This is a genomic window from Treponema sp. OMZ 790 (genome assembly GCF_024181285.1).
Lineage (GTDB): Bacteria > Spirochaetota > Spirochaetia > Treponematales > Treponemataceae > Treponema_B.
Genome location: NZ_CP051201.1, coordinates 1,958,801 through 1,985,097 on the forward strand (window position 1 = coordinate 1,958,801; position 26,297 = coordinate 1,985,097).

The 26,297-nt window shown below is 40.3% G+C and carries 20 protein-coding genes, 1 tRNA gene and 1 riboswitch; of the genes, 8 read left to right on the top strand and 13 right to left on the bottom strand.

Annotated elements, in window-relative coordinates:
- The first annotated feature begins 250 nt into the window (after positions 1–250).
- Positions 251–1,111 (top strand): flagellin N-terminal helical domain-containing protein, encoded by an 861-nt coding sequence (locus tag E4O01_RS09565; RefSeq protein ID WP_253695208.1) that lies wholly within the window; start codon positions 251–253, stop codon positions 1,109–1,111.
- A gap of 65 nt (positions 1,112–1,176) precedes the next feature.
- On the opposite strand, the gene E4O01_RS09570 is transcribed toward E4O01_RS09565, so the two are convergent.
- The 3 genes from E4O01_RS09570 to E4O01_RS09580 are packed head-to-tail and all read right to left on the bottom strand — an operon-like array spanning position 1,177 to position 3,664.
- Positions 1,177–1,881: an orotate phosphoribosyltransferase gene (locus E4O01_RS09570; protein WP_253691983.1), complete on the bottom strand. Its 705-nt coding sequence runs from the start codon at positions 1,879–1,881 to the stop codon at positions 1,177–1,179.
- An 11-nt stretch (positions 1,882–1,892) separates the two neighbouring features.
- Positions 1,893–2,771: an NAD(P)-dependent oxidoreductase gene (locus E4O01_RS09575; RefSeq protein ID WP_253691985.1), complete on the bottom strand. Its 879-nt coding sequence runs from the start codon at positions 2,769–2,771 to the stop codon at positions 1,893–1,895.
- A 56-nt stretch (positions 2,772–2,827) separates the two neighbouring features.
- Complete coding sequence (locus E4O01_RS09580) at positions 2,828–3,664, bottom strand: formate/nitrite transporter family protein (protein ID WP_253691987.1); 837 nt, start codon at positions 3,662–3,664, stop codon at positions 2,828–2,830.
- 108 nt (positions 3,665–3,772) lie between these two features.
- A riboswitch (cobalamin riboswitch) is annotated at positions 3,773–3,963 on the top strand.
- Between the two features lie 408 nt (positions 3,964–4,371).
- On the opposite strand from E4O01_RS09580, the gene E4O01_RS09585 reads away from it, so the two are divergent.
- A complete protein-coding gene (locus E4O01_RS09585; RefSeq protein WP_253691989.1) occupies positions 4,372–5,613 on the top strand; it encodes a Glu/Leu/Phe/Val family dehydrogenase in 1,242 nt (413 codons plus the stop codon).
- Here the strand turns inward: E4O01_RS09585 and E4O01_RS09590 are convergent.
- Entirely contained in the window at positions 5,610–7,043 is a 1,434-nt protein-coding gene (locus E4O01_RS09590; RefSeq protein ID WP_253691990.1) for an MGH1-like glycoside hydrolase domain-containing protein, read from the bottom strand. The genes E4O01_RS09585 and E4O01_RS09590 overlap by 4 nt on opposite strands.
- A 117-nt stretch (positions 7,044–7,160) precedes the next feature.
- Entirely contained in the window at positions 7,161–9,116 is a 1,956-nt protein-coding gene (locus tag E4O01_RS09595; protein WP_253691992.1) for a hypothetical protein, read from the bottom strand.
- A gap of 55 nt (positions 9,117–9,171) precedes the next feature.
- Here E4O01_RS09595 and E4O01_RS09600 point away from each other — a divergent pair, with 55 nt between their 5' ends.
- The 4 genes from E4O01_RS09600 (at position 9,172) to rpmB (ending at position 11,665) form a co-directional block, all read left to right on the top strand.
- On the top strand, positions 9,172–10,605 hold the full coding sequence (locus tag E4O01_RS09600; protein WP_253691994.1) for a tetratricopeptide repeat protein: 1,434 nt from the start codon (positions 9,172–9,174) through the stop codon (positions 10,603–10,605).
- Positions 10,606–10,615: 10 nt separating this feature from the next.
- Positions 10,616–11,272: a 5-formyltetrahydrofolate cyclo-ligase gene (locus tag E4O01_RS09605; RefSeq protein WP_253691996.1), complete on the top strand. Its 657-nt coding sequence runs from the start codon at positions 10,616–10,618 to the stop codon at positions 11,270–11,272.
- A 71-nt stretch (positions 11,273–11,343) separates the two neighbouring features.
- Positions 11,344–11,416 (top strand) — tRNA-Asn (locus E4O01_RS09610).
- 57 nt (positions 11,417–11,473) lie between these two features.
- Positions 11,474–11,665, top strand: a complete 192-nt coding sequence (gene rpmB, locus E4O01_RS09615) for a 50S ribosomal protein L28 (RefSeq protein WP_002677448.1) — start codon at positions 11,474–11,476, stop codon at positions 11,663–11,665.
- Positions 11,666–11,740: 75 nt separating this feature from the next.
- On the opposite strand, the gene E4O01_RS09620 is transcribed toward rpmB, so the two are convergent.
- The 8 genes from E4O01_RS09620 to E4O01_RS09655 form a co-directional block, all read right to left on the bottom strand.
- Positions 11,741–13,612, bottom strand: a complete 1,872-nt coding sequence (locus E4O01_RS09620) for an ABC transporter substrate-binding protein (RefSeq protein ID WP_253691998.1) — start codon at positions 13,610–13,612, stop codon at positions 11,741–11,743.
- 96 nt (positions 13,613–13,708) lie between these two features.
- Positions 13,709–14,668 (bottom strand): ABC transporter ATP-binding protein, encoded by a 960-nt coding sequence (locus tag E4O01_RS09625; RefSeq protein ID WP_253692000.1) that lies wholly within the window; start codon positions 14,666–14,668, stop codon positions 13,709–13,711.
- Positions 14,668–15,657: an ABC transporter ATP-binding protein gene (locus E4O01_RS09630; RefSeq protein ID WP_253692002.1), complete on the bottom strand. Its 990-nt coding sequence runs from the start codon at positions 15,655–15,657 to the stop codon at positions 14,668–14,670. The genes E4O01_RS09625 and E4O01_RS09630 overlap by 1 nt, the downstream gene beginning before the upstream one ends.
- Positions 15,658–15,811: 154 nt before the next feature.
- Positions 15,812–17,767 (bottom strand): ABC transporter substrate-binding protein, encoded by a 1,956-nt coding sequence (locus E4O01_RS09635; protein WP_253692004.1) that lies wholly within the window; start codon positions 17,765–17,767, stop codon positions 15,812–15,814.
- 59 nt (positions 17,768–17,826) lie between these two features.
- Entirely contained in the window at positions 17,827–19,323 is a 1,497-nt protein-coding gene (locus E4O01_RS09640; RefSeq protein WP_253692005.1) for an ABC transporter permease subunit, read from the bottom strand.
- 1 nt (position 19,324) lies between these two features.
- Positions 19,325–20,347: an ABC transporter permease subunit gene (locus E4O01_RS09645; RefSeq protein ID WP_253719238.1), complete on the bottom strand. Its 1,023-nt coding sequence runs from the start codon at positions 20,345–20,347 to the stop codon at positions 19,325–19,327.
- Between the two features lie 182 nt (positions 20,348–20,529).
- The gene (locus E4O01_RS09650) at positions 20,530–22,302 is read right to left on the bottom strand and encodes a tRNA-dihydrouridine synthase (protein WP_253692009.1); all 1,773 of its coding nucleotides are present in this window, start codon (positions 22,300–22,302) and stop codon (positions 20,530–20,532) included.
- A 20-nt stretch (positions 22,303–22,322) separates the two neighbouring features.
- Positions 22,323–23,279 carry a hypothetical protein gene (locus E4O01_RS09655; RefSeq protein ID WP_253692010.1) on the bottom strand — a complete coding sequence of 319 codons (957 nt, stop codon included), beginning with the start codon at positions 23,277–23,279 and terminating at the stop codon, positions 22,323–22,325.
- Between the two features lie 119 nt (positions 23,280–23,398).
- Between E4O01_RS09655 and asnS the strand changes: the two genes are divergently transcribed.
- Together asnS and E4O01_RS09665 are read left to right on the top strand one after the other, a co-directional pair.
- On the top strand, positions 23,399–24,820 hold the full coding sequence (gene asnS / locus E4O01_RS09660) for an asparagine--tRNA ligase (RefSeq protein ID WP_253692011.1): 1,422 nt from the start codon (positions 23,399–23,401) through the stop codon (positions 24,818–24,820).
- A 35-nt stretch (positions 24,821–24,855) separates the two neighbouring features.
- Positions 24,856–26,286 carry a D-alanyl-D-alanine carboxypeptidase family protein gene (locus E4O01_RS09665; protein ID WP_253692012.1) on the top strand — a complete coding sequence of 477 codons (1,431 nt, stop codon included), beginning with the start codon at positions 24,856–24,858 and terminating at the stop codon, positions 26,284–26,286.
- Positions 26,287–26,297 lie beyond the last annotated feature (11 nt).

A 26,297-nucleotide genomic window follows, 5' to 3' on the forward strand; every position in this document is an offset into this window, starting at 1 on the left:
GCCGAACTGTTCATCATACCTCTTGTATGATTTTCGGCATATTGAAATTTTCTTTTAGAAAATATTTATTTAAAAAAATCACAACTTTTTTCTTAAGTCTTTTTTTAGTTCTCCGATAAATGAACTAAGCACAGCTTAAATTTTAATGTGCTTCCGTCTTCTGCGGAATGACAGAGGATCCGGAAATGACATATCGGCAGGGATGCCGCGGGAATTAATAATTGCCGAAAATCACCAAAGGAGTAGGAATATGATCATTAATCACAACATGAGCGCTATGTTTTCACAGAGGACATTGGGTCACACCAATTTAATGAACCAAAAAAACATAGAAAAACTTTCTTCAGGTTTACGTATTAACCGAGCGGGCGATGATGCATCCGGTTTGGCAGTATCCGAAAAAATGAGAAGCCAGATTCGCGGTTTGAACCAAGCAAGTGCCAACGCACAAAACGGCATTTCGTTTATTCAAGTTGCAGAAGCTTTCCTTCAGGAAACCACAGATGTTATTCAGAGAATCCGCGAACTCAGCGTTCAGTCTTCCAACGGTATTTACTCGGCAGAAGACCGCTTGTACATTCAGGTTGAAGTATCTCAGCTCATCGCTGAAGTAGACCGAATTGCAAGCCATGCACAGTTCAACGGTATGAATATGCTTACCGGAAGATTTGCTCGAGAAACCGGAGAAAACACCGTTACTGCTTCTATGTGGTTCCACATCGGTGCCAACATGGATCAGAGAACAAGGGCTTACATTGGAACAATGACAGCTAAGGCTCTCGGCGTTCGCAATATCGGAGATGAAACGATTATGACTATCGAGACACCCGAAAAAGCCAACCGCGCTATCGGTACCCTTGATGAAGCCATCAAGAAAATCAACAAACAAAGAGCTGACCTTGGTGCATACCAGAACAGACTTGAGCTCACTGTTGTAGGTATCAATATCGCAGCAGAAAACCTCCAAGCCTCCGAATCACGAATCCGTGACGTAGACATGGCTAAGGAGATGGTAGATTATACCAAAAACCAGATTCTCACACAGTCCGGTACAGCAATGCTTGCACAGGCAAATCAGGCAACTCAAAGTGTCATGACCTTGTTAAGGTAAGCTGTAAACAGTTTGACGGAAAAGCGGTTCTGAAAAAGAACCGCTTTTTTATTTGTCTGTCATTTTTAGGCCTTTGGGAAGCCGTGCTTTTCGCCCCAACCGAAGGGATCAAGCCTCCACTCGGCCAAGCTCTTTTTATTCTCTTCGCTTATATAGTTTTGCTTTACGGCCTCATCCAGCATAATATCGTAGTTTAAAATAGTAACCGGAATACAAGGAGGATTCAGCCCGGCAAAGGCTTTTTCGGCTTCTGCAAATCCGTAAGAAAAGATGGCAAAACAAAAGGGAACCTTTCCGTTTGCATTGCGCACAGCCTCAACGGCCTTTATGGAGCTTCCCCCTGTCGAAATTAAATCTTCGACCACAAGGACTCCGGCACCCTTATAATCGGGATCGGCACCCAAGCCCTCGATTTGATTTTTTAAACCGTGATCTTTTCCGCCTGAGCGCACATAGGAAACGCTTTTTTGTAAGATGTCGCCTAAGCTTACGGAATGAGGGATGCCGGCAGTAGCAGTTCCTGCAAGCCATTCGGGATCAAAGTCAACAGCTTTTAAGAGTTCTGCAAAGGCTTCGGCTATAGCGCGGCGCATTTCAGGCTTGGCCAAAAAGCGGCGGTTGTCGTTATAAATGGGCATCCTGTATCCTGAAGCCCAAGTAAAAGGGTCATTAGGCGAAAGTTTTAGGGCTCCTAACTCAAATGCCGTTTTAGCAAGAAGGGACCCGTATTTTGTTTGAACCTCTTTAATTTTTTGTTCATCTTTGTGCATAAAATTTTCCTTTAAATGGTCTTATAGTATTCGTAAATTGCCTGCGTTCCTTTTTCGGCATAGCCTTCTTCATTCATCTTGTTAAAGAAATTTTGTGCAAGTTCCAAAACGGGAATGTGAAGTTTGAGTTCTTTTGCAACATTTAAGGTTATGTTTAAATCCTTTAAAAAGTGTTTAATGTAAAAGCCGGGAGCAAAGTCCTTTTGAAGCATCTTAGGCCCGTTGTTTAAAATCTGCCAGCTTCCGGCAGCTCCGCCTCCGATAGCCGAAAGCATTTTTTGAGGATCAAGGCCTGCGGCTTCTGCATAGCAGACGGCTTCGACCGCACCGAAAAGGTTTGCGGCTACGGCTATTTGGTTTGCCATCTTGGTGTGCTGCCCTGCCCCGGCACTGCCCTGCAATGCCCAAGTTTTTCCCATACAGGCAAAGAAAGGATCCAGCTCTTTAAAGGCAGATTCATCCCCTCCGGCCATAATCGAAAGGGTTCCGTTTTTAGCCCCTATGTCTCCGCCCGAAACGGGAGCATCAACGGAAAAACATTCTTTTTTCTTTGCCTCATCGTAAATCTTTTTTGCCAAGATCGGACTTGAAGTTGTCATATCTACAAAGATTGTTCCGGGCTTTGCAGTGTTTAATAAACCCTTTTCTCCGAAATATGTTTGTTCAACATCTTGCGGATAGCCGACAATGGTAAAGATAATTTTACAATTCGGCGCAAGACTTGCCGGGTCATCATACCAAAGTGCACCCTTTGAAAGAATCTCTTCGGCAGATTTTTTTGTGCGCGTAAAAACGTGCATCTTAGCTCCGGCCGATCTTAATCGTTCGGCCATGCTTTTTCCCATAACACCGAGGCCTATAAAGCCTACATCACAATTTTCTACTTTCATAATTCTCCTTATATAAAAAATTTTTGCAGGAAGCTGCAACTTCCGATTTATCAAATCTATTTTTTCTTATAGCAAATCCAATAAAAAGTTCCGACAAAAAAGGCTCCGCCTATTATGTTTCCTAGAGTAACGGGTATTAAATTCTTTACAAAAAAATTAAGCCAATTTAAACTCGCAATAGCCTCAGCTGAAAGTCCTGATGCAGAAACATAGGCCGGCACGTTTTTCGATAAAATCCCGGCGGGAATATAGTACATGTTTGCAACACTGTGCTCAAAACCCGAAGTTATAAAAAGCCAAATCGGAAAAAAAGAGGCAAGCAGTTTTCCTGTCATATCCTTAGCCCCATAACAAAGCCAGACGGCAAGACAAACCAGCCAGTTACACATAATGCCTAAAAAAACAGCCTGAGCAAACGAAAGAGAAACCTTCCCGTAAGCGATTTTTATTGTAATCCCTCCCAAAAGGCTTCCGCCGCTTGAAAGCTGTCCGCTCTTTACGATTAAAAAGGCAAGAAAAACAGAGCCGATAAAATTCCCGATATAAACTGCAAGCCAGTTTTTCAGCATCGCAGAAAGTTTTACCCTTTTTTCTAAAACGCCGGCAATTATCAAGTTATTCCCTGTAAAAAGTTCAGCCCCTGCAAGGAGGACAAGCATAAGCCCCACAGGAAAGATAAGGCCTGCAACAAATTTACCAAGGCCGTAAGTTTCAGGCTTGGCAAAGAGTCCGAAGGCTGCCATATTAGAGCCTTCCGAAGCAAAGGCAATAAAAACACCTGCCAAAAAACCTAAGCAAAGCAGCTTCCACACAGGGGTTGAAGCCTTTGCAATACCCTTTTGCACAGTAACTTCCAAGATCTCAGCCGGATCACAATACATTTTTTCAGACATACACTCCCCTCCATAAGCCGATTATATCATAGAACAGCTTATTTTTCAATTATCAATACCAATTTTAGTGTCTTGACATCTTTTTTGTAAAAGTATAGACTTACTCTAAATTACGATTTCGGTCTTGGTGCCTTTTTTTAATAAAGTGGTGAAAAGGGAATCAGGTGTGAATCCTGAGCAGTCCGGCTGACGTAAGTGAGAGAGTTGTTTTTCAAGCATGCCACTGGTATTATTCCGGGAAGGCGAAAATCAATGATGACCTCCGAGCCGTAAGACCTGCCAATGACTATGAGGGTAAGATGTAAGTTTTACCCGTGCAGCACTCTGCTTGGACTCAAGAGTTGCAGCAAAATTTATCGTGTTAATCATATTTGTTTCCTCTATTGCTCCTTAGGCTCTTAGTGAAGATTTTGTCAAGTTTTTCTTCGTTTTAGCCTTGAGTACATCCGATTGATACCCTTGGGTGTACATTTTGAGGAAATCGGAACCCTTTGCGGACCGAAATCGTTTTCTTTTTTTAGCTGAAATTCAAACTTTTCCACCTAAATAACTTTCACAAACAAGGCTTTTAATGTATAATTCCTAATAAACTTTTTTCGCAAATTGATTCGCTATCCGCTTTAGCGGATACGATGAAAAATTTCCTTGCAGAACAGAGCCGTAAGGCTCTGATATTTACTGCAAAAAGTTTTTATGGGAGAATATTTATGGCGGGCACATACCAAAAACTTTTGAACACAATAAAGGAAGCCGCAAAAACAGCCGGTCTTACCGAGAACGATTATATATCTCTTTTAAACCCCGAAAGAGAAATACATGTTTCGATTCCGGTAAAAATGGATAACGGGAGTATAAAAGTATTCAACGGCTACAGGGTTCAACATTCTACACTACGCGGCCCTGCAAAGGGAGGAATAAGATTTCATCAAGATGTAAATATTGATGAAGTGCGCTCTCTTGCCGCATGGATGACCTTTAAATGTGCCGTCGCCGACATTCCCTACGGAGGCGGTAAGGGAGGCATCTGCGTAAACCCTTCAAATCTTTCCGAACCGGAACTTGAAAAACTGACAAGGGGCTACACAAATCGCATTGCGGCTTTTATAGGCCCCAAAAAAGATATACCGGCCCCGGATGTGGGAACAAATGCAAAAATTATGTCTTGGATAGTCGATACCTACAGCAGCTATGCAGGGGAGTTCACCCCCGCAGTCGTTACAGGAAAACCTCTTCCTCTCGGCGGCTCGAAAGGAAGAGTAGAAGCCACAGGCCGAGGAGTTCTTTTTGCAGCAAGGGAAATTTTAAAAAAACTTAATAAAAACTTAAAAGACCAAAGTGTAGTCATTCAAGGTCTTGGAAATGTCGGCGGAGTTACAGCAGATCTTTTTTATAAAGACGGAGCCAAGGTAATCGCAGTAAGCGATGTAAGCGGAGCTGTCTCCAGCGAAAAAGGCTTAGACATTCCTAAACTTTTAAAACACAAAAAGGAAGGAAAAAGGCTTGATTCTTTTGAAGGCGATTTTAAAAGAATAACCAATGAAGAACTTTTAGAACTTAAAGCCGATATTTTGGTTCCGGCAGCCCTCGAAAATCAGATAAGCGAAAAAAATGCTCGCAATATTAAGGCCTATATAATAATTGAAGCCGCAAACGGCCCTGTAACTCCGGAAGCCGATGAAATTCTCGAAAAAAAGAATATTATCTGCGTCCCCGATGTTCTTGCCAACGCGGGAGGGGTAATTGTATCATACTTTGAATGGGTGCAAAACCTGCAAGGGCTTTACTGGACCGAAGAAGAAGTGAACAACCGGCTGGAAAACAAAATGATTGAAGCTTTTAGACTGGTATGGGATGTAAAAGAAACTTATAAAGTAAGCTTAAGAAAGGCAGCCTATATTAAGGCCTTAAAGGAACTTGTAGAAACCCAAAAGGCCTTAAATATAATTTAAAGCTTATCTATCAGCATTGAACACTTACCCGACGGAATAGGCAGGGTCTTTTTCTTTTCGTTTAGGATATTTATGGTAAAATAATAAAGCTTTTCGCTTTCCATGTGTATTTCCCAGCCTCTTTGGCTCTTAGAAGAAAGAATGGTAATCAAGTTCCGCTTAAGGCTTAAGTTTTCTATACCCATTACTTCAAGATTAGGAACAGTCCAGTTTACAGTCTTACGCGGAAGACTTATCGAAAGCCCGATAACGTTTTCGATCATCAAGCTGATTGTAGAAAGCCCTACCCCCAACAGATATTGTTTACGCGGAAAGGCCGGTTTTCCCTTCCATTGAGCAGGACCCTCTTTTACGGGAGAATAGGCCTCCCACAAAAAACCCTGTTTTTTGGAATTTCCTGCAGGCGAAAGGGTTTCAAGCACATAGTAAAGGTGTCTTATAACACATTCCCGCGCTATCTCCCAGCGGTTGTATTTTTCAAGGCCCTTTACGACCACAAAATTCAAAATAGGAAATACACTGCCGCATGCGCCGTTACCCGTCTCATCATATTCAGGCTCATCGGCAGCAAGGCTTGGAAAAGGATGATCCACACCGAAGGTTTTCGGATTAGATAGATGATCCACCAAAAGAGCCGCCTTATCCTCATTGGGAATTTCTGCAAGCATTGGCCAAAAGCCGGCAATGGTCTTTTTCTTTATTTGATTGCCTTCAGAATCAAGGTCATAATAAAAACCGTCTTCTTCATTCCACATCATGGAGTTGATTCTGGTTTTTATCGTAAAATACATCCTCTTATACTGAAAGTCTATTTCTTTATCGTTTAGTATATCCCCCAAAGCTGACATATAAAGAGCATTGACTGCAAGAGCCGAATTAAAATCCGTCAAAAAAAACGATTCTTTTCGGGGCGCATTGGGCATGTTAACCGTTTCGAGAGGACTTTTGTACAAGCCGTTATCGGCCTTAAACATCTTCTCAATCCAGTCCATATACTTAATCAAAACAGGCATAATATCTTTTACCCGCTTTTTGTTTCCTGTTTTATGATAAATATTGTATTCGGCCCAGGCAAATAAGGGCATTCCCAATCCTTCAGGATTGTCTCTTTTTAAAACAGGTTCCTTGGTATCGAAATTATATCTATTACGTATAGCTCCGTTTTCTTCCTGCCGCTCATAAAAAAAGTCAAGGGCAGAATTCGGCGTATAATTCTTATTGGAATAAACAAAAAAGAAAGAGGAAAATATTGTTTCATATTGGTTCAAAAAATTACCGTCCGGCTCGGGATAAATAAAAAAACCATCGGTAGCCTGTTTACCATCTCCTATTGAATGCCAAAAATCATGCACCAAAGTCCATGTTCTATCATAAATATCCACGAAATCTTGATCGTAAAAATGAACACGCGGAAAATCTCTTTTATTCACCTTAACTCCTTATTTTTTTTGCAAGACAATATATAGTATACCATATTTTTGCAAAAAAGGGTAGTTTTTTAACAATATTTATAAAAAAACTTTTAAAGTGGAGATAGTCTATCAGTCTTATTCGTTACCTGATCCGGACAAACCCTCATCACCCGTATCGGAAGAAGCATTTTCCGCATTAACTGAACCTTCGCCGCTTTCGGCAGCTGCGGCCTCCCCTTGAACGGAAGGTGTAACGGGCACCGGAGCCGGCTGAGGCGGACGTCCTAAAAAGAGAATAACATCTTCATCGTCCTTTTTATGCTTTAGTTTTAATAAAAGGGTTCTAGTTCTTTCATCATAAACATAGCCGGACGAATTATAAATCTCAAATCTGGGATCCGATCTAAAATCGATTCCGTGAATCTGAATCCTGTAAAAAGGTCTTACACCTCTTATAATAAGGTGGTGGCTGTCGCCGGTTTTAGCGGAAATTCTAAAACTGAATATTTTTGAATCATTTTTTAAAACATTTACAGCCCTTGCGGATGTCCAAGCCCAAATGCCGGGCTCTGCTTTTAAAGCCAATGACTCTGCATGAGGATAGTTCGGGTTATCCCGAACGGCGGCCGGATAAAGTTTTTCTGCATGTAGGATTAGGGTATCGTTTGCCATAAGCCCCAATTTTTTTGCCTTATCTCCCTGAATATCAAAGACGGCCGGTAAACTGGGTGAGCCTCCTCCAAGTAAAAAGATAGAGGAATAAAGAGCTCGGCCTACAGCCTTCCACGATGATTTTTCGGGATATGAACTTCCGTAACGCATTAAAATTGCGGCTGTCTGCAATGTTTTTTCGGTATCGATAGTCTTTGAATCCGAAGAAATATATAAACCGTCATCAATCGAAAACAAAGACGATTTTAATACGGCTTCATATTTTTCGGAATTTTCCATGAAGAGATTTTGTTTATTCGGAAAATAAACGGCATAATCCATTGCAGCTTCCAACAAACCTGCAGCAAAAAAGGAGTTTAAGGCATCCTGATTTGTATTGGCAGCTATTTTCTCCAATGCAGGAATCAAATTTGCTCTTGAATTATTTATTAAAAAAGGAATAAGGCCTTCGTTTGAAAAAACGGAAATATCGGATTTTGCTGCGGCAGAGCCGATATCCGATAACATTCTTCTTTGGTATGCAGCGAGGCTCTTTTCGTTTTGAGCAAGATTATCATAAAAGGGACTTGATATATAAGTTCTTTTTTCTTTAGGCAAAAGAGAAGCCGGAGCATAAGCAAGGGCTTTTGAATATTCGCCTTTAAAAGCCCGTTCGGCTATATATGCGGTCAAAAGCTCTTCATTATAATTCCTTGCAGAAATTACATTCGAAAAATAATCCAAGGCTTTCTCTCTAAATAATTTTTTGGTTTTATCGTACTCTTCTTCACTTGCAATGTGAATACGCGGGATAGAATCAAAATCCAAACTTTGGGATTGAATATAGGTTTCATAAAAGGCCGTTTTCTTTGCACCGGAAAGCACAAGATGAGGCTGTTCCGAAGTGTCGTCGGAATTTCCAAACCCATAACCTCCTCTAAAAACAAAACGGTTCTTTCCGTACCTTAAAAATATCTGATCATCCTGCCTTTCAAGACGAGCCGATTGAGTGAGTTTCCACGGAAAATACACTGTCTCGATATCGGAAGGCATCGAAACCGAAATTTTTACGGTGTCGGCGGTTTCTGAAGTATACGAGGTAAAATCTATTGAAACACTGTTAGAACAAACAACACCGAAAGAATCTTCCGTTTTTTTATATTCCAAAACCTTTAAAGCAATATCTTCATTATTGGCTGTTTTTGCAATAACGGGAGTTTGATCGGTAATATAAAAATCCAAACCGTTTGAAACAATATGAAGGGGCAAAAGCGGCGTTCTGTTTCCGCCCTCGTCAAGCTCGTCCCTTCCCGAAACGCTCATGGCTCCTATTGTATAATAAAAAGTCTTTCCAATAGTAAACTGAATTACAAAAATGCCGAAAATAATTAGTATATACAATATAGTTAATGCAATTATCCTACTTGATTTGTGCTTCATAATGTTATAGTTTATATAAAGTAAAGAATAATTGCAATACTTATAAGGAGTTATTATGAAAATAACCAGGCAAATTTTTATCTGTTTTAGCTTTTTAATTGTTTTTCCGCTGTTTTTTTCGTGTACAACATCCAAAAAAACGGCTGAAGAACCCGTAATCGAAAAACCTAAAAAAACCGTAAAAAAAGCAAAAAAAACGCCGCGGGAAGAATTTAAGGATAAGCTTACAAAACTTTTAAACAAACAGGATTTTGAAGGTATTTTAAAACTGATAGATGAATCCGATCCGGAACTAACCAAGGATTTTAAAATACAGCATATAAAACTTTCCATACTCATTTCGATGAGAAAAACAAAGGAAGCGGAAAGTTTTGCCGAAGAGCTTGCGAAGACTCATCCCAATAATACCGACATCCTTTATGCTCAAGCCATGTTGGCTCAATCAAGAAATGACTTCAAAAAGAAAGAGCAATATTTGAAAAAAATATTGGCAATAAACCCGAAAAATGCGCAAGCCCTGACAGAACAAGGCTTGGATTTTTATTCCGCTAAAAGATATAATGATGCAAGAAGAAAATTCATAGATGCCTATAAGGCAGATCCTAAATGTACGGATGCCCTAATAGGCTTGGGCAGAATAAACTATCTTGAAAATAAACTTGAACAAGCCGAAAAAAATTTGACGGCAGTTCTTGAACAAGATCCCAATAACACAACAGCCCTTGCGGAACTTGCCCGTATAAAATCGGAAACAAACAGAATGTATCAAGCCCTAAAGGACATAAACAAGGCCGCAGAACTTGAACCGAACAATCCCAGCCATTGGAACGACCTAGGCTCCTACAATCTTACAATAGGCCGAAAAGAAGAAGCAAAAAAAGCTTACAGCAAGGTCATAGAACTAACCCCGGATTCCTACATAGCCTACATCTACAGAGCCGGAATAAACGATGAGCTGGGATATAAGGAAGAAGCCCTTAATGACTACATAAAGGTGTGCAACCTTTATCCGCCATATTATTTTGCATTGGAAGGAGCAGGCATCTTATTTTGGGAAAAGGAAGATTGGGAAAATGCAGGCACGGCCTTTTTAAAGGCTTTAAATAAGGCTCCTGCTTCTTATCAATATGCTCTTTTATATGCAACGGCTTTATATAAACAAAACAAAAAACCGGATGCAAAAAAATTCATGCAAAACTATATAAAAACAATCAACCGTACTGAAAAAGAAAACGAATACTTTTTGTGTCGGCTGTTTATAGATTTAACCGGAGATAGCGAGCTTATAAATAGAGCCTCCATCGAAACCGATCTTGTAAAAAAAGGAAGAATGTTTTTTTATCTTGGAGAATTCTATACTTTAAACAAAAAAGATGCGCTTGCAGAAAAATGCTATGTTCAAGTACTTTCGATAGAAAATCCTGCATTTTTTGAATACCGCTTTGCAAAAAAAGCCATGGATCAATTTAACTCGAAATCGGGAAAATAGATTCAAAAAGATGTTAAAAGAAGAAAAAGCTGAGGTACGAAAACAAATAAAAGATTATTTTAAAAGTACCTCAGGCAAAAATATAATACAAATAACCGAAGATCTCCAAAATTCCGAAGATTACTGCAAGAGTTTTTTGAACAAGATACCAAAATACGGCAAAGCTAAAACAATCTTCGCTTATCACCCAATAAGCGAGGAATTTCCTACACTCGGACTTTTAAGGCAGGCTGCAAAGGATAAAAAAACTATAGGCCTCCCCCTCGTTTCGGGAAAGGACTTGATCTTTAAAAAAATGATATTCAGAAACGGAAAAATCGAACCTGTCGAAACGGGGGCATTCGGTATTATGGAGCCGTCCAAAGAAGCCTTAAACCTCTTTCCTCAAACGGAAAAAGAAAAAGCCGAATCTCCTTTGGAGCTTCCCCTTTTAATTTTGGTACCCGGAAGGGCTTTTTCAAAAAACGGAGAGAGGATGGGCCGAGGGGGCGGATTTTATGACAGATTCTTTGAAAAACTTTTCAAAAACATTAAAAAAGAAGACGTAAGCCTTGCAGGACTTTGTTTTTCGGGACAAATCTTGGATAAAATCCCCATGGGAGAATTCGACTATTCTGTAGATGCGGTAATAACCGAATCGGATATCTTTATAAAAGAAAAAACCTAAAAAAATTCCTATTTTCTATTGACATTTTATAAGAAATAGTGTAATATCCTAAAACTTCCTATTGGAAGCATTCCCCTGTAGCTCAGTAGGCAGAGCAAGTGGCTGTTAACCACTGGGTCCGTGGTTCGAACCCGCGCGGGGGAGCTATTTGAATGACGGCTGACCTTTTAGGTCAGCTGATTTTTTAAAGGTAGGTACGATATGTCAAGAGTATGTGAAATTTGCGGAAAAGGCTCAATGTCAGGTAACTCGGTAAGTAAGTCAAAAATTCACACAAAAAGAGTTTGGAAGCCCAATCTTGTAAATGTAAAAACAGAAATCGGCGGTAGAACTCTAACCATTAAAATGTGTTCTAGATGCTTAAAAAGCGATTACGTTACAAAAAAAGTTTAGTTTTTTCTTAATTTACTCCTTTTTATTTACATTTCGAGTTCGCTGAAAGGTGAGCTCGATTTTTTTTAATCCTATCTAATATCTTTCACTTAAAGAATATACCCTCATTTGAAGGATTTTGCCTTCATTTTTTGCACGAATACATTCGTTTTCAATTTCTGCATCGAACCACATATAACCGAACATAGGATCATCAAGGTATTTTTGATGCTTCATATTTAGCCAAGCCGGAAAACAAATCCATTTCCATGCCATAACATCGATTGTATTTTTATAGAATGAAGGAATCATTAAGGCAGCTTCATGCGCTATTTTTTCAATCTCACGGTTTACTGCGGCTTTTTCGGCATAGGTTAAAGAATTTTTTTCATACTTTTCTAAAAGAGCATCCATTTCAGGATTTGAATAACCGAAAAAATTATTAAAAATTTTTGATTCGGCAAATGAAGAATGAAAAAGACTGTAATTATCGGGTATGCGGTAAGAATTAAGAGTGCCCCACCAAGCCTGATAGTCCCTGTTTGAAACATTATCCAATAGTTTTCCGCCCATCAATCTAAACTCAAGCCTTACACCCGCAGTCAAAGCCTTGGCATACAAAAAACCGAAAGCTTCATACAACAAAGGATCATCATATAAGATAACAAAGCTCAATTCATTTCCTGCAGAATTTACCAAAATCCCCGAAGGATTTATCTTATCATAGCCGGCTTTTGCAAATAAAGCCCTTGCTTTAATAGGATCAAAAGGAGGCTTTTTTATGTCAAAATTATTAAATTCCGCATTTCCCCATGCCTGTCCTGTTCCGATTGTGTGAAGCCTTACTTGTTTATCTGCATAGACGCCGTCAATCATTCCTTCAATATCGATAGCGTAGTAAAGTCCCTTTCGTACAAATTCACTGTCGAGAGGAGGAGCCTGAGTATTAAAAAACAAGCCCGTCGGCCCTTGAACAGGAACATGACAGCCTCGCCACAGATTTATAAAACCGTTTTGTACATCTGCAGAAGCCTCAGCTTTAGCCCATTCTCCCTGATCATCTATATGAATTATATCGAATAAACCTCTGGCAAATTTTGTAAAAGCAGGCCGTTTATCTCCGGTAATTATTCTGTAAAAAATCTCATCAAAATTAGCAACAGCCTTAAAATGAGGATAAGAAGAAGCCCACCAATTTTCTATTTTTGTAAAATGAAGACCATTATTATAATCAAAATCCGACAAAATATAGGGCCCGGTTGTCGGCTCGGCAATGCGGTTATATTTTGCTATCCAATCATCGGGAACGGTTCCGTTATAAAAATGTGAGGCTATGGGCTTAAAATTAGTTATATCCAAAAGTTCTTCTTCGGTGTAAACCTGATTATCAAGAGACTTAACGGATAAACAAAAATCGTTTATTTTTTTTACTTCAAGATTATTATGTTTTCTGTTTTTTACGGGGTCGACTATTTTTTTTGATTTACAGAATTCGTTTGCAAAAAGCCAATCATCAGCCGTACAAGGAACTCCGTCAGACCATAGCATGGTTTCATTCAGCTTATAGTAAACGGTTTTAGAAGGCAGATCTACTGACCAGCAAACTGCCGAACACGGCATAAATTCAAAGGTTTCAAATGAAGTCCACAAAAAAGGCATCTGAGTGTTAAAAAGTTTTACGCAAAGCTCATCGGCTCCCGGCCCCATGTAGCGGAAGGTGTTCGGTATGTCTCCCAAAAATCCGTAATAAATTCCGCCTTTTTTTAAGGCTTTAGAAGAAAGATCTTTTGGATAGGATGTATACCATTTTAAATGAGAAGGAGTACCTTCCGCTTTAAAATTTTCAACCTGAACAGGAGGAGCAGAAAAATCCGGAATGTTTTGCATTTCTTCTTTCAATAGCGCATCATACGCATCGGAAGCAGGCTGATCAAGATAAGAAATTTCCTGCGGACGGCATGAAATCAAAACAAAGACGCATAGTATACAAAATAAAAAACGGTTGATTTTCAAATTTTACTACCTAAGATTAAAGGTGCCGTAGAAGGCACCTTTATAAAAGACTTAAACTAAGTGACAGGCACACATGTGTCCATCTGCAACTTCTCTTAAAACAGGTTTTTCGACCGAACACTTATCGATCTTTTTAGAGCAGTTTAAATGGAACGGACAGCCGGTAGGAAGATTAATCGGTGAAGGTATTTCACCCGTAAAAGGAATTCTTCTGCGGCGGTTATCAGGGTCTGTATCGGGGATAGCAGCTATCAAGGCCTGAGTATAAGGATGCAAAGGCTCTTTATATATATCTACAGAGGGAGCCATCTCCATGATAGACCCCAGATACATAACTGCAACCCTGTCGGACATGTGCTTAACAACGTTCAAACCATGAGAGATGAACAAAAGGGTTAAATTTCTTTCTTTTTGCATGTCCAATAAAAGGTTTAATACCTGTGACTGAACCGAAACGTCAAGAGCACTTACAGGCTCATCACATACTACTACCTCAGGATCCAAAACGAGAGCTCGGGCAATAGCAATACGCTGACGCTGTCCGCCTGAAAATTCGTGAGGATATCGGTAATAGGCATCTTCGGGAAGACCTACATATTTTAAAAGTCCCATTACTTTATCTTTTCTTTCGTTCGGAGACATTTTAGTTTGAATGAGAAGGGGTTCTTCGATAATATATCCTACGTTCATTCGGGAGTTCATGGAATCGGCAGGGTCTTGGAAGATCATTTGAACGTTTCGTCTAACATCCCGCAATTTTCTTTCAGGCAAACTTTCGATACTGCGGCCCTTATAAAGAACTTTCCCGGACGTAGGTTTGTAAAGGCGCATCATGGCACGGCAAAGGGTACTCTTGCCGCAGCCGGTCTCGCCTACAAGACCGAGCGTTTCACCTTGATATACTTTAATATTTACGCCGTTTAGAGCATGAACAACATTTTTAGTATATTTTCCTTGAGAAAATTCTTGAACTAAATCAACTGCTTCAAAAATAGGTTGTCTTTCAGCCATTAGTCTAACTCCTTTGCCCTAAAGCATCTGATAAAGTGTCCGGGCTCAAATTCCTCAAGCTGAGGAGTATTTGATCGGCAGTAATCGGTTGCATAAGAGCATCGTTCTGCAAAACGGCAGGTGGCAGGATAGGCCCTCGGAGAAGGTACTGCACCCCTGATATATGGTAAATGCGTCTTAGGCTCGGAGTCCATCTTGGGCATAGACGCTATTAATCCTCTTGTGTAAGGATGACGCGGGTTTTTAAAAATAGTATTGACATCGGCGGTTTCAACAATTTGTCCCGCATACATAACCGCAACAGTATCACTAACTTCTGCAACAACACCCATATCATGCGTGATGTACAGAACGCTCATATTATTTTTTTCTTGTAAAGCTTTTATCAAAGCCAAAATCTGAGCTTGAACGGTAACGTCCAAAGCTGTGGTAGGTTCATCTGCAATAAGCAGTTTAGGATGCCCGGCAAGAGCCATGGCTATCATAACACGCTGTCTCATTCCTCCTGAAAGTTGGAACGGATAGTTTTTTAAACGCTGTTCAGCTGACGGCATTTCTACATCTTTTAAAACTTCTAATGCGTATTTTTTTCTTTCGTCCTTTTGAATATCAGAACGATGAAGTTCAAAAACTTCTCCAATTTGCTTTTCAACAACGTGCACAGGGTTTAAAGCCGTCATGGGTTCTTGAAAGATCATTGCAATTTCTGCACCGCGTTTTTTGTACATTTCATCAATAGGCAGATCTAAGATATTTTGTCCTTCAAAAAGTATTTTTCCATTAGTAACAATCCCGTACGGCTGAGGCAAAATGCGCATAACCGAAGAAGCGGTTACACTTTTTCCGCAACCTGATTCCCCAACAAGAGAAAGCGTTTTTCCGCGTTCAAGTTTAAGCGAAACTTTGTCTATTACCTCCATAGGCTCACCTTGCCCGCTTTTAAACGCTACGGAAAGGTTTTCAATGACAAGAAGGTCTTCTCCACTCATATATTACAACTCCAAAACAGACAAGGCCGTAAAGCCGTCGCCTTAAAATTTCTTAAAAAGTAAACTGCAGCACTTCAAGCGGTTTTACCGTCTGAAGTGCTGCTTTTTTTAACCGTATAAAAACAAAGTTTTTACTTAACGGTTAGGCTTTATTTTATTCTCCGACATAACGGGTAGAAGGAGTCCAAACTCTGGGTTCAAAGGTTTTTCCTTCGGCCTTTGCTTTCATAACTTCTTCTTTTATGTCTTCGTCAATCCACATATAACCGGTGTATTTAAAATAATCATCGGTTATATTGAATTTTCTGTTACCCCACCAAGGAAGTTTTACCCACTTCCATGTAGCACATCGATAGAAGTCGATGTAGGTACCGGGAACAATTAAGGCTTCATCATGAACGATTTGTTCAATCTTTCTGTTATTTTCTGCCTTTTCTGCAAGAGTAGGTCCGCTGCGGTCAACATCCAAAAGTTTTTCCATCTCAGGGCTCCACCAGCCGAATGTATTATTTGTACTTACTTTATCGGCATTGGCTTTACCAAAGAACTGCCAGGGTGAAGGCCATGTTCTGGGAGCATAACCGCCCCAATAAGCTTGATGTTTTTTATTTATAAATGCGTTAAAAGCACCGCTTTCCATAAGCTTAAGTTCAATTTCAACTCCGGCTTTTTTAGCCTGTTCCTTAAGAACAGACAAGCGTTCTGTATGGCCTGCAAAACCGTAAAGGAGCTCAAATGAGAGTCTTTCACCCTTTGCATTTTTTAAGATACCATCGCTTCCAACTTGAGAATAACCGGCTTCTGCCAACATTTTGCGTGCAGTTTCAGGATTAAAATCAGGCTTTCGGATTGTGTGATCATTAAAATCGGTTCCGTAAGCTACCTGACCGTTACACATATTATGCATTCTCTTATAGTCGCCGTACAGGGCCTGGTCGATCATTCCCTGAATATCGATAGCATAGTACATAGCTTGTCGAACTTTTTTATTGCTGAACAACGGATATTTTGTGTTAAAGAACATCCCGGACATACTTGAAGTAGGCAAATAATTACATACCCAGCGGTCTACATAACCTTTGGTAACATTATCATTTGTAGCACCTCTTCTCCAAACATGAGGGAAATTCATATTTAACATATCGATTTCGCCGTTCCAGAAATAGTTTTCAATAATGTCCAATCCGCCTGTAATAACCTTGTATTCAATTTTTTGAATATTAGCTTGGTTTTTTAAATGAGGATAAGAATGTCCCCACCAGTCGGCAACCTTTTCAACAACAATCATTTCGCCTTGAATACATTCGGATTCTTTTACGATGTAAGATCCGTTTGTAGGTTCAATCTTCCAGTTATATTCAATGTACCAATCTTTTTTTAATTCGCCATTGAAGAAATGTTTGGGCCGGGGTTTAAAATCGGTTTGACCGATAAGAATGATTTTTTCCAATTTGTCCGATTCCAAATATTTAACCGAAACACAATAGTCGTTAATCTTTTTAACTTCGAGTTTGCTGTAGTAGTCGTTATACCAAGGGTCATTTAAGTTGGGTGAACACATTACTTCCCAAGCAAAAACCCAGTCATCTGCCGTACAAGGAACGCCATCCGACCACTTCATGTTTTCATTGAGCTTGTAATAAACTGTTTGATTGTCTGCACCGAAAGCCCAGTGTGTAGCAGCAAGGGGTGTAATCTCTTGGGTTTCATTATTTTCTCCAACGAAACCGACATGGGGCCACATAAGATCTCTTGTAGCTAAATTTGATTCGGGACCTGTGTACCTGAAAGTTGTGGGGTACTCATCAGTGTATGTATGAAATGTACCTCCCTTCTTTGTGTTTTTTGACGATAAGTCTTTCGGATAACTTGTTATCCAAACTACTTCCTCGGGCATTCCCTCCACTTTGAGATTCTTGTCCTCAACGGGCGGTGAATTAAAATCGGGTAAACCGGCGGCCGTTTCTTCAGCCATGCTTGCTTCAGCCATGGCGACGGCTCCGCTGCCCTTCATACCGGCACTCTGATTTGCTCCATTGCAAGAAAGAATAAGCATCAAAGCTGCCGACGACAAAAGAAGTAACATAGTTAATTTCTTCAATAATGTCATAAAATTCCCTCCTAATAAAGAATTTATTCTTAGTTTTTTTATATAATTAACCTAAAAGGCTACTTATATACCGTAAATCTGCGCGGGTCAAAAGCATCCCGCAAACCTTCACCTATGAAGGTAATCATTACTAAAACCAACACAAAGCATGTAACTACCGACGATAAAATCCACGGAGCTTCAGCATAGGTTGATGTACCGATGCTCAAAAGTTCACCCCAGCTCGGTGTAGGCGGCTGTAACCCATATCCCAGATAATCAAGAGCCGTCAGCGAGCTTATACCGCCCGAAATAACAAAGGGTAAAGAAGTTACTATCAAAACGATTACGTTGGGCAATATGTGTACAGTAATTATTCTCCAAGTGCTGGCTCCCATAGATCGGGCTGCTAAAATATAATCGCGTTCACGCTCCCGATATGACATAGCCCTCATACTCCATGTTTTACCCGTCCAGTTAAAAGCAATGTTGATTAGAACGAACATGGTAAAAGTAGGCTTAAATATTGATGCCAAAATCATAATCATATACAGATACGGAACACGTTCCCATATTTCGATAACTCTTTGGAAAATGATATCAAAGGTTCCGCCGAAGTATCCCATCGCTATACCGATAATTGTACCGATAAAATAAGTTACTGCAGCAACAAGAAGAGCATAGGACATTGCAATTCTAAATCCGTAGACAAGACGGGCAAAAATATCACGCCCGATTCTGTCGGTTCCCAAAATATGGCCTGTCTTAAATGACGGCGGGAGGGGATGGAACATTTGCCCCTTATCGCCCTTTGCAAATCTTACCGTAAGAATTTGATCTCCGCCGATATCTATTCTGTTATCGTTTGAGCCTATCTTGTGCCATACATAATCGGCAGGATTCACAGATTCGAAAGCCGTAGATTTATTTGCAGCTACGCCTATCCAGTTTTTGGAATTTGAGAAAAAGTCCGACATCGGCTGTTTTGAATCTGCAGAATCTGCAAATTTTATCCAAACATATTGTTTGTCGCCGGTCTTAATGCCGTTTATATCGCTTAAAGGAATCCAAATATAGTCTGTGGGATTATCCATGGGAAGAGCGTCTTTCGGCGATACTGAAATTCCCATAATAGGAGCACCGCGAAAGGTTAAAGCTAAAGGAACCGAAGCAGAATCGGTTTCAAAAGGATTATACGGAACAAAAGGCATTAATACCCAGCCGCGTTTTTGTTCTTTAATGTGTTTTTTAAATTCGCGGTAATTAACTTCAAGCTCATCACCGACTCTAAAGTTAAAATCGTCAGCCAAAAGCACTTTACCGTAAGTGGGGAAATACAATTTTCCGTCAACGTACATAGCCAAAGGCCTGTTTGAAACAAACAATTCTGCAATAAGAGATAAAAGAAAAAGAACTCCGATAAGAACAAAGGAGAATTTTGCTTTTTTTATCTCTGCAAAACGGTCAAGACGTTTTTTCATCAAGGGGTCAATTCTGAATTTATTTCTAAAAGAACCCCAATATTCTTTGACTTTACTTAAAAAAAGATTTTCATTTGTAGTATTTTGCTCTGCCATACTATTCTCCTAACCTTATTCGAGGATCAATCAGTGAAAGTATAAGATCGCTAAGAATATTTCCAAGCAAACTTAATAAAGCAGTCATTACAAGAGAACCCAAAACAATGGGGTAATCTCTGTCAACAATTGCCCTAAAACCTAAAAGACCTATACCGTTTATATTGAATATTTTTTCGATAAGAAATGAACCTGAAAAGAATACCGTAATTAAGCCGCCCAAACCTGCAGCGATAGGGATGATACTGTTTCTAAATGCATGTTTCCACATGGCATCTTTAAAAGTTCTTCCTTTTGCAACAGCCGTCTTTATATAATCCGCAGCCATGTTTTCCATAAGGTTATTTTTCATGTACATGGTTGTAACTGCGAAAGACCCTATTGTATAGGCTATCATGGGCAAGAACATATGCCATACATTATCTGCAATTTTTTGGAAAAAGTTCATATCCATGTAATTTCGCGAAAAGGCTCCGCCTGAAGGGAACCATGGTAACGTAAATGCAAATATCTGTAATAAGATTATAGCAACGATATAACTTGGAAGAGCAAAACCGACAAATATAATAATTGACGTTACGTTATCAAATGCACCTCTGTGTTTTAAAGCTTTTTTTATTCCCAAAGGAATACATATCGCATAAATCAAGACAACGGAAGTTATTCCGAAGCGCAAGGATATGGGAAATCGGCTCACTATCATCTCAAAGACAGGATCATTATATTTAGTGGAACGGCCTAAATCTCCCCGAAGCAAATTTCCGGCCCATTCAACATAAGCTATAGGCCAGGGCTTATCAAAGCCGTAAAAAGCTGCCAGTGCAGCCATGGCTTCTTCATTTAAAGGTTGAGAATCCTGCTTGCTGGCAGCAGTATCTTTATTCTCATTTGCCATCATCCTCTGCATAATTGCCCTTTCAACGGGGCCGCCGGGAACAAATCTGGTTACTGCAAAGACTACCAAAGTTATACCCACAAATGTCGGGATAATCAACAGCAATCTTCGTACGAAATAGTTATTCATTTATAAGCTCCAAAAAAAACCAAAATGCTATAATGTATATATGCTATTACCCAACGTTAAATCACGGAAACTGACAGATGGAAAAGAAGCACATATAAATCATACTCTGCCGCAAAATACCATAAGAAAACGTTTATAGAGTTTAAACCCTTCCTATGAAGCGACTGTGCATTGTACACATTTTAGTTAAAACTGTCAACTTGGTCTAGGGTAAGAAATGTACCTTTTTTGCAAGTTAATATGTTTCCGCAAGAACATTCTCCGCAAATTCCCACTCCGCACATGGTATTCATCTCTAAGGACATAAAAATTTGAGATTTACGCACTCCCAATTTTAAAAGAATTTCTGAAGCGCGCCTCATAAAGATCATGGGCCCTACCAAATAAGCCGCAAAGAATTCCGGGTTTGAGATATTTTCCGTTTTAGAGCGGAGGGGAAGACCGGTATTTTCTTCGATAAGGTCTTTTTGAAACCCGTTTAAAACTCTGCCGGCTACCCCCTTATCGGCTATCTTTTTATATGAACCGCACTCGATAAGAATCTTTTCGATTCCGTTGGGCGTTTTCTTTTGACTTTCTGCAGAGGTTCCTACATAGGTAGAAACTCTTGCTCCCTGCTTTTTTAAGCGTTTTGCAAGAGCCGGAAGGACTGCAATCCCCGTTCCTCCCGCAATTAAAAGGGCATTTTCGGTTTTGGGAGGTTTTATTCCCTTGCCGTAAAGGCCCCGCATATAGATTGTATCTCCCTCTTTCAGCTCAAAAAGAGCCTCGGTAAAGGGGCCGCGTTTTTTTATGATAAGGCTTATAGGATCGGCTTCCGCAAGGGAAAAGGGTTTTTCTCCGGCTCCGGGAATCCATAAAAAGACAAACTGGCCTGCTTCGAATTTACATTTTCCGTTTAGGGTAATGATGTTGATATCTTCACTTTCTTTTTCGATTTTTACGATGGTTTTAGCTTCGTATTCTAAGGCCTTGTTTTTGCGCAAAAGTGCGGAAGTTTTATCGGTTTCTTTACCACGTATGCAGTTTAGAGCATCCGAGGCAAGGTTTTTAAAAAAAGGTTTTAAATCGTCCTGTTCAAGCATACCGCAGGCAGAGCCTACGCCTATTATGTCGGCCCCGGCCTTGACAAGCTCGGCAGCCTGAGCTCCCGTCATAACACCGCCCATTCCGATTATGGGAATTTCTTCTCCGACGGCCTTCCGAATTTGCCCGATACACTCGAGTGCCCTCGGAAATACCCATGAGCCGCTCATTCCGCCCTTTCCTCCCAGTTTATTTTGCAGGATAGGCTTTCCCGAATGGGGCTCAATGTAAACTTTGGGGCCTAGGGTGTTGATTGCGGTTATGCCGTCTGCACCTGCTTCGATTACGGCGGAAGCTATAGCTCCTATATCGTCGACATTGGGGGTTAATTTTACAAAGATAGGAACAGTACAATCCGGCAGAGCCTTTTTTATTGCCCTTACGTATTCGCAAGCAATCTCAGGGTCGCAGCCTATAGAGGCGCCGAAGCCTTTTGCAGCATGGGGACAAGAAAAATTAAGCTCAAAGGTGTCGGCTAATTCTTCAAAACCCTTTACAAGCTTGATAAAATCGTCAGGATTTGAGGCCGAAAGAGAAACATTTAAAATTGCGTTAGTATTCCACGAGGAGCGGAGTTCTTTAAGCTCTTTTACGGCTTGTTCCATTCCGCAATTGCGTAAACCTACGGAATTGCCGAAGCATCCCAATTCGGGCTCACAAAGGATTGGCTCCCTGTTTCCCGGATTGGGCAGCACTTGAAAGCTCTTTGTGGTAACAAGAGCGAAGCCTAATTCGTCTGCACAATATTTTATTAAATTAGGCTTCGTAGAAAGAACTCCCGAAACGGTCGCAAGCAGAGGCTCAGATCTTCCTTCTCTTGCCGCTGCACCGGCATTTTTAATTTTTTGTATTATTTCCGCTTTTTTCATGGCCCCTCCCTCTTAATTTTCTATCGATGGATATTCATATAAAAAACAATACCGACCTGATAAAACTTGACTTGAGTTTTTTTATCGGTATCGAGAACCTTCATTTGATAGAAATCATCCTTGGCTTCATTTTTATATACAGGATAAGTATACCATTGAGCTAAAAGCATTATATTATAGTCTTTTTTAATGTTAAAATTAATAATCGGGCCGAAAGTAGTTAAAAACAGGTCTTCACCCCATTTTTTATTATTGAACCCTTTGGGAGAATTAAAAAGTTTTTTTTCTACATCAATTTTCATTGCAATCAAGTCCAAAAATATGGGCATTTTGTATCCTGCTATGTAGGAACTCATATATTTCCAGCCGTTACGATTTGTCCCGGAATCGGCTTGAAATACCCATGAAGTATCGGACTTCACTCCGCTCATAGCCCTGTAAAGCGCATATTGGTCCGTGCGGAAGATTACATGCGTCCAGTCATTCGGAATGACAGCTCCAATATCGAACTGAAAAGCACCGCCGAAAGAAAAAGAATATATGGCCTTAGCAAAATTAAGCGGAATATATTTTGATTTACCGGCATTATGTTCGTTTAAGGCAATTCCATGCAGATTTTTAATACTCCACCCCGACCCAATACGGGACTCAGTATAGAGCTCTAAAAAGGCAATCGGAGTCCACACAATGCCGAATTTCCCCTCAAAACTTATCGGGCTCAATTCCGCTCCGACTTTAAAATTAATATTGTTATCCTTGGTCAAAGGATTATCAAACTGCATGAGAGGAACTTTAAAACTTTGTGTTACACCTGCCAAAGCCTGAGGCGGCCATGTAACAACAGTATTTATGGTTGTAGTATAGGCAATTTTCTTTTTACTTTGTTCTGAAGATCCGGGTTTATGGTCCTCTTCATGGGCTGTCAAAGGCAAAAAGAAAAACGAGAACAAAGCGATACCGATAAAAAGTTTTTTCATAAAGGCAACTCCTATTTTATTTGATTAATTTTATCATATAGCAAGTATCGGGTCAAGATATTTTATAAACTCTTTTATTGCTTGACAGAATCGTAATTTACCATATAATATACTCTATTATGATACATTTAATTAAAGATATTTTAACCTCAGAACCAAAAGGCCAAGCAATTGATGTTTACGGCTGGGTTCGCACAAAGCGGGAAACCAAGAATTTGACTTTTATCGAGATCAATGACGGCTCTTGTTTTGCCTCCATTCAGGCAACATTTGACAGGGATACCGGACTCGATAATAATACCCAAGCTCTCTTAAAGAAAGCCGGTACCGGAGTTTCGGTGAAGGTTTCAGGTAATCTTGTGCCTTCCCCGGCTGAGGGACAGAGTGTTGAGCTTCAGGCTAATAATATCCATATCTTCGGTGATGCCGATCAGGAAAAATATCCTTTACAAAAAAAGCGTCATACCATGGAATTTTTGCGGGACATAGCTCATCTAAGGGCACGCACAAATACCTTCGGGGCAGTCGCCCGAATGAGGAGCCAAATGGCCTATGCAATTCACACCTTTTTTCAGGAAAGAGGTTTTCAATATGTGCATACGCCTATTATTACGGGTTCGGATTGCGAGGGTGCGGGCGAGATGTTTCATGTTACCACCTTCGATATAGAAGAAACGGTAAAAAAAGCTCTAAAAGAGAAAAAGGATCCCGATTCCTTTAAAATAGATTATTCTCAAGACTTTTTCGGCAAGCAGACCAACCTGACCGTTTCGGGACAGTTGGAGGGGGAAACCTATGCGACGGCCCTTTCGCGCATTTACACATTCGGCCCGACCTTTAGGGCAGAAAACTCGAACACGAGCCGCCACCTTGCAGAGTTCTGGATGGTAGAGCCCGAAATGTCCTTCTTTACAATAAAAGAGAACATGGAGTTGGCGGAAGACTTCATCGTCTACCTTTTAAAATGGGCCTTGGAAAAGTGCAGGGAAGATTTGGAATTTTTTGATTCGAGAATTAAAAAGGGACTTATCGAAATGCTTAAAAATGTCGTAAACACGCCTTTCACCCGTCTTACCTATACCGAAGCTATAGCCGAACTTGAAAAGCATGCTGACCGCTTTGAGTTTAAGCCCTACTGGGGCTGCGATTTACAGAGCGAACACGAGAGGTTTTTGACAGAGGAAGTTTATAAGGGCCCCGTAATAGTTACTAACTATCCCAAGGAGATTAAGTCCTTTTATATGAAGTTAAACGAAGACGGTAAAACGGTGCGGGCGATGGATGTCCTTGTTCCGGGCTTGGGCGAAATCATAGGAGGCTCCGAAAGGGAAGAAAACCTCGATATTTTGCAAGGCAGAATTAGAGAATTAGGATTAAGGGAAGAAGACTATTGGTGGTACCTTGATCTCCGACGATACGGAACCGTTCCCCATTCGGGGTTCGGCCTCGGCTTTGAAAGGCTTCTCCTCTATGTTACGGGTATGGGAAACATAAGGGACGTTATCCCCTTCCCCAGAGCGCCGAAATTGGCAGAGTTTTAAGCCCTTATCTTAAATTAAGAGAGAAGATTTGAGCTATGAAGCGCAGCGCAATAATTATAAAGTTTATTTTTATCCTCTTTGCGGCTGCGCTTTTTTGTGCCCTTGGATTTGCAGGCTTTATTTTTTTTTATGTCTCGGAATTAAAAAAGGCCGAGCCTCTTCAAGTTTCTTCTGAACAGGCTGAAAGAGCTCTTGATATTTTTTACAAAGAGCATAAATTCAATGCCGAGTTTCCGCCCCTTAATTCCATCGAAAATTTCTTACCGGTTCAAGACCTGCCTTCTGCAGATGCGGTAAAACCGGCCGATATCGAATTACCTCAAATCGATGCCGAATCCTACATTCTCATTCATGCAAAAACAGGAACAATTTTAGCGGAACACAATGCAGATAAACAAATTCCTCCTGCCTCCCTTACAAAGCTGGTAACGATTTATACCATGCTCCAAAATCCCGAATTTAAAAGGATGGAAAAGAGGGTCAGTCCTCCCAAGGAAGCTTGGGCCGTTTTTTTACCGCGAGGGGCTGCTTGGATGGGCTTGGGAGAAAATCAAAATTTAAGCGTCGAAGAACTTATAAGGGGAATGGCAGTTTGTTCCGGGAATGATGCAGCCCTTGCCGCAGCCATCCTTACGGAAGGAAGCCTTAAAAAGTTTACGCTTAAAATGAACGAAGCCGTCAAAAAGATGGGTTTAAAATCCACCTGCTTTGAGGACTCTTCGGGCTTAAGCGAAAAGAATCAAACCTCTGCCAAGGACTTTGCCCTATTTTCCCTCCATTATTTAAAACGCTATCCCGAAAACTTAAAAAAGTTTCATTCGCTAAATGAGATAAGCTATCCTCAAGAACACAACATCTTTATCAAAAAAAATTCCTCAGGCTTAAAGCAGTTTCAAATTACAAAACCTGCTACCAATACTCTTTTAAAAAAACTGGAAGGCTGTGACGGCTTAAAAACGGGCTTTATTTACGAGTCGGGTTTTAATATTTCGCTTACGGCTCAAAAAAACGGAGAACGTTTTATTGCGGTTATCTTGGGCGGTCATTGGAAAAACTTAAAAGACGGTGTCTCCACAAGAGAGCAAAATTCGATTAAGCTTATGAACTTTGCATTCGATAATTTTACAAGCCTTGATATAAGGGAGCACAACAAAATCGAAAAAGCCGTAAAGGTACTGGGCTCAAACCTAAACGTAAAAAATTCCGCAATTATTCCCGTCCTTGCAAATTTGGATTTTTCACAAGACTATATCACCGTGTTAAAAAACGATGAAGGGCATATAGAAAGGGTAATCAATTTACCTGCAACAATAAAGGCTCCTATTTCTGCCGGCCGGCAAATCGGTTCTATAGAATACAGGATTAAAGATTCAGGGCTTGTCCTAAAAACCATTCCCCTCCTTTGCCCGATCGATATAAAAGAAGGCTCATCTTTTAGAAAATTTATCGACGGGTTTTTTAGATAATTTTTATAAAA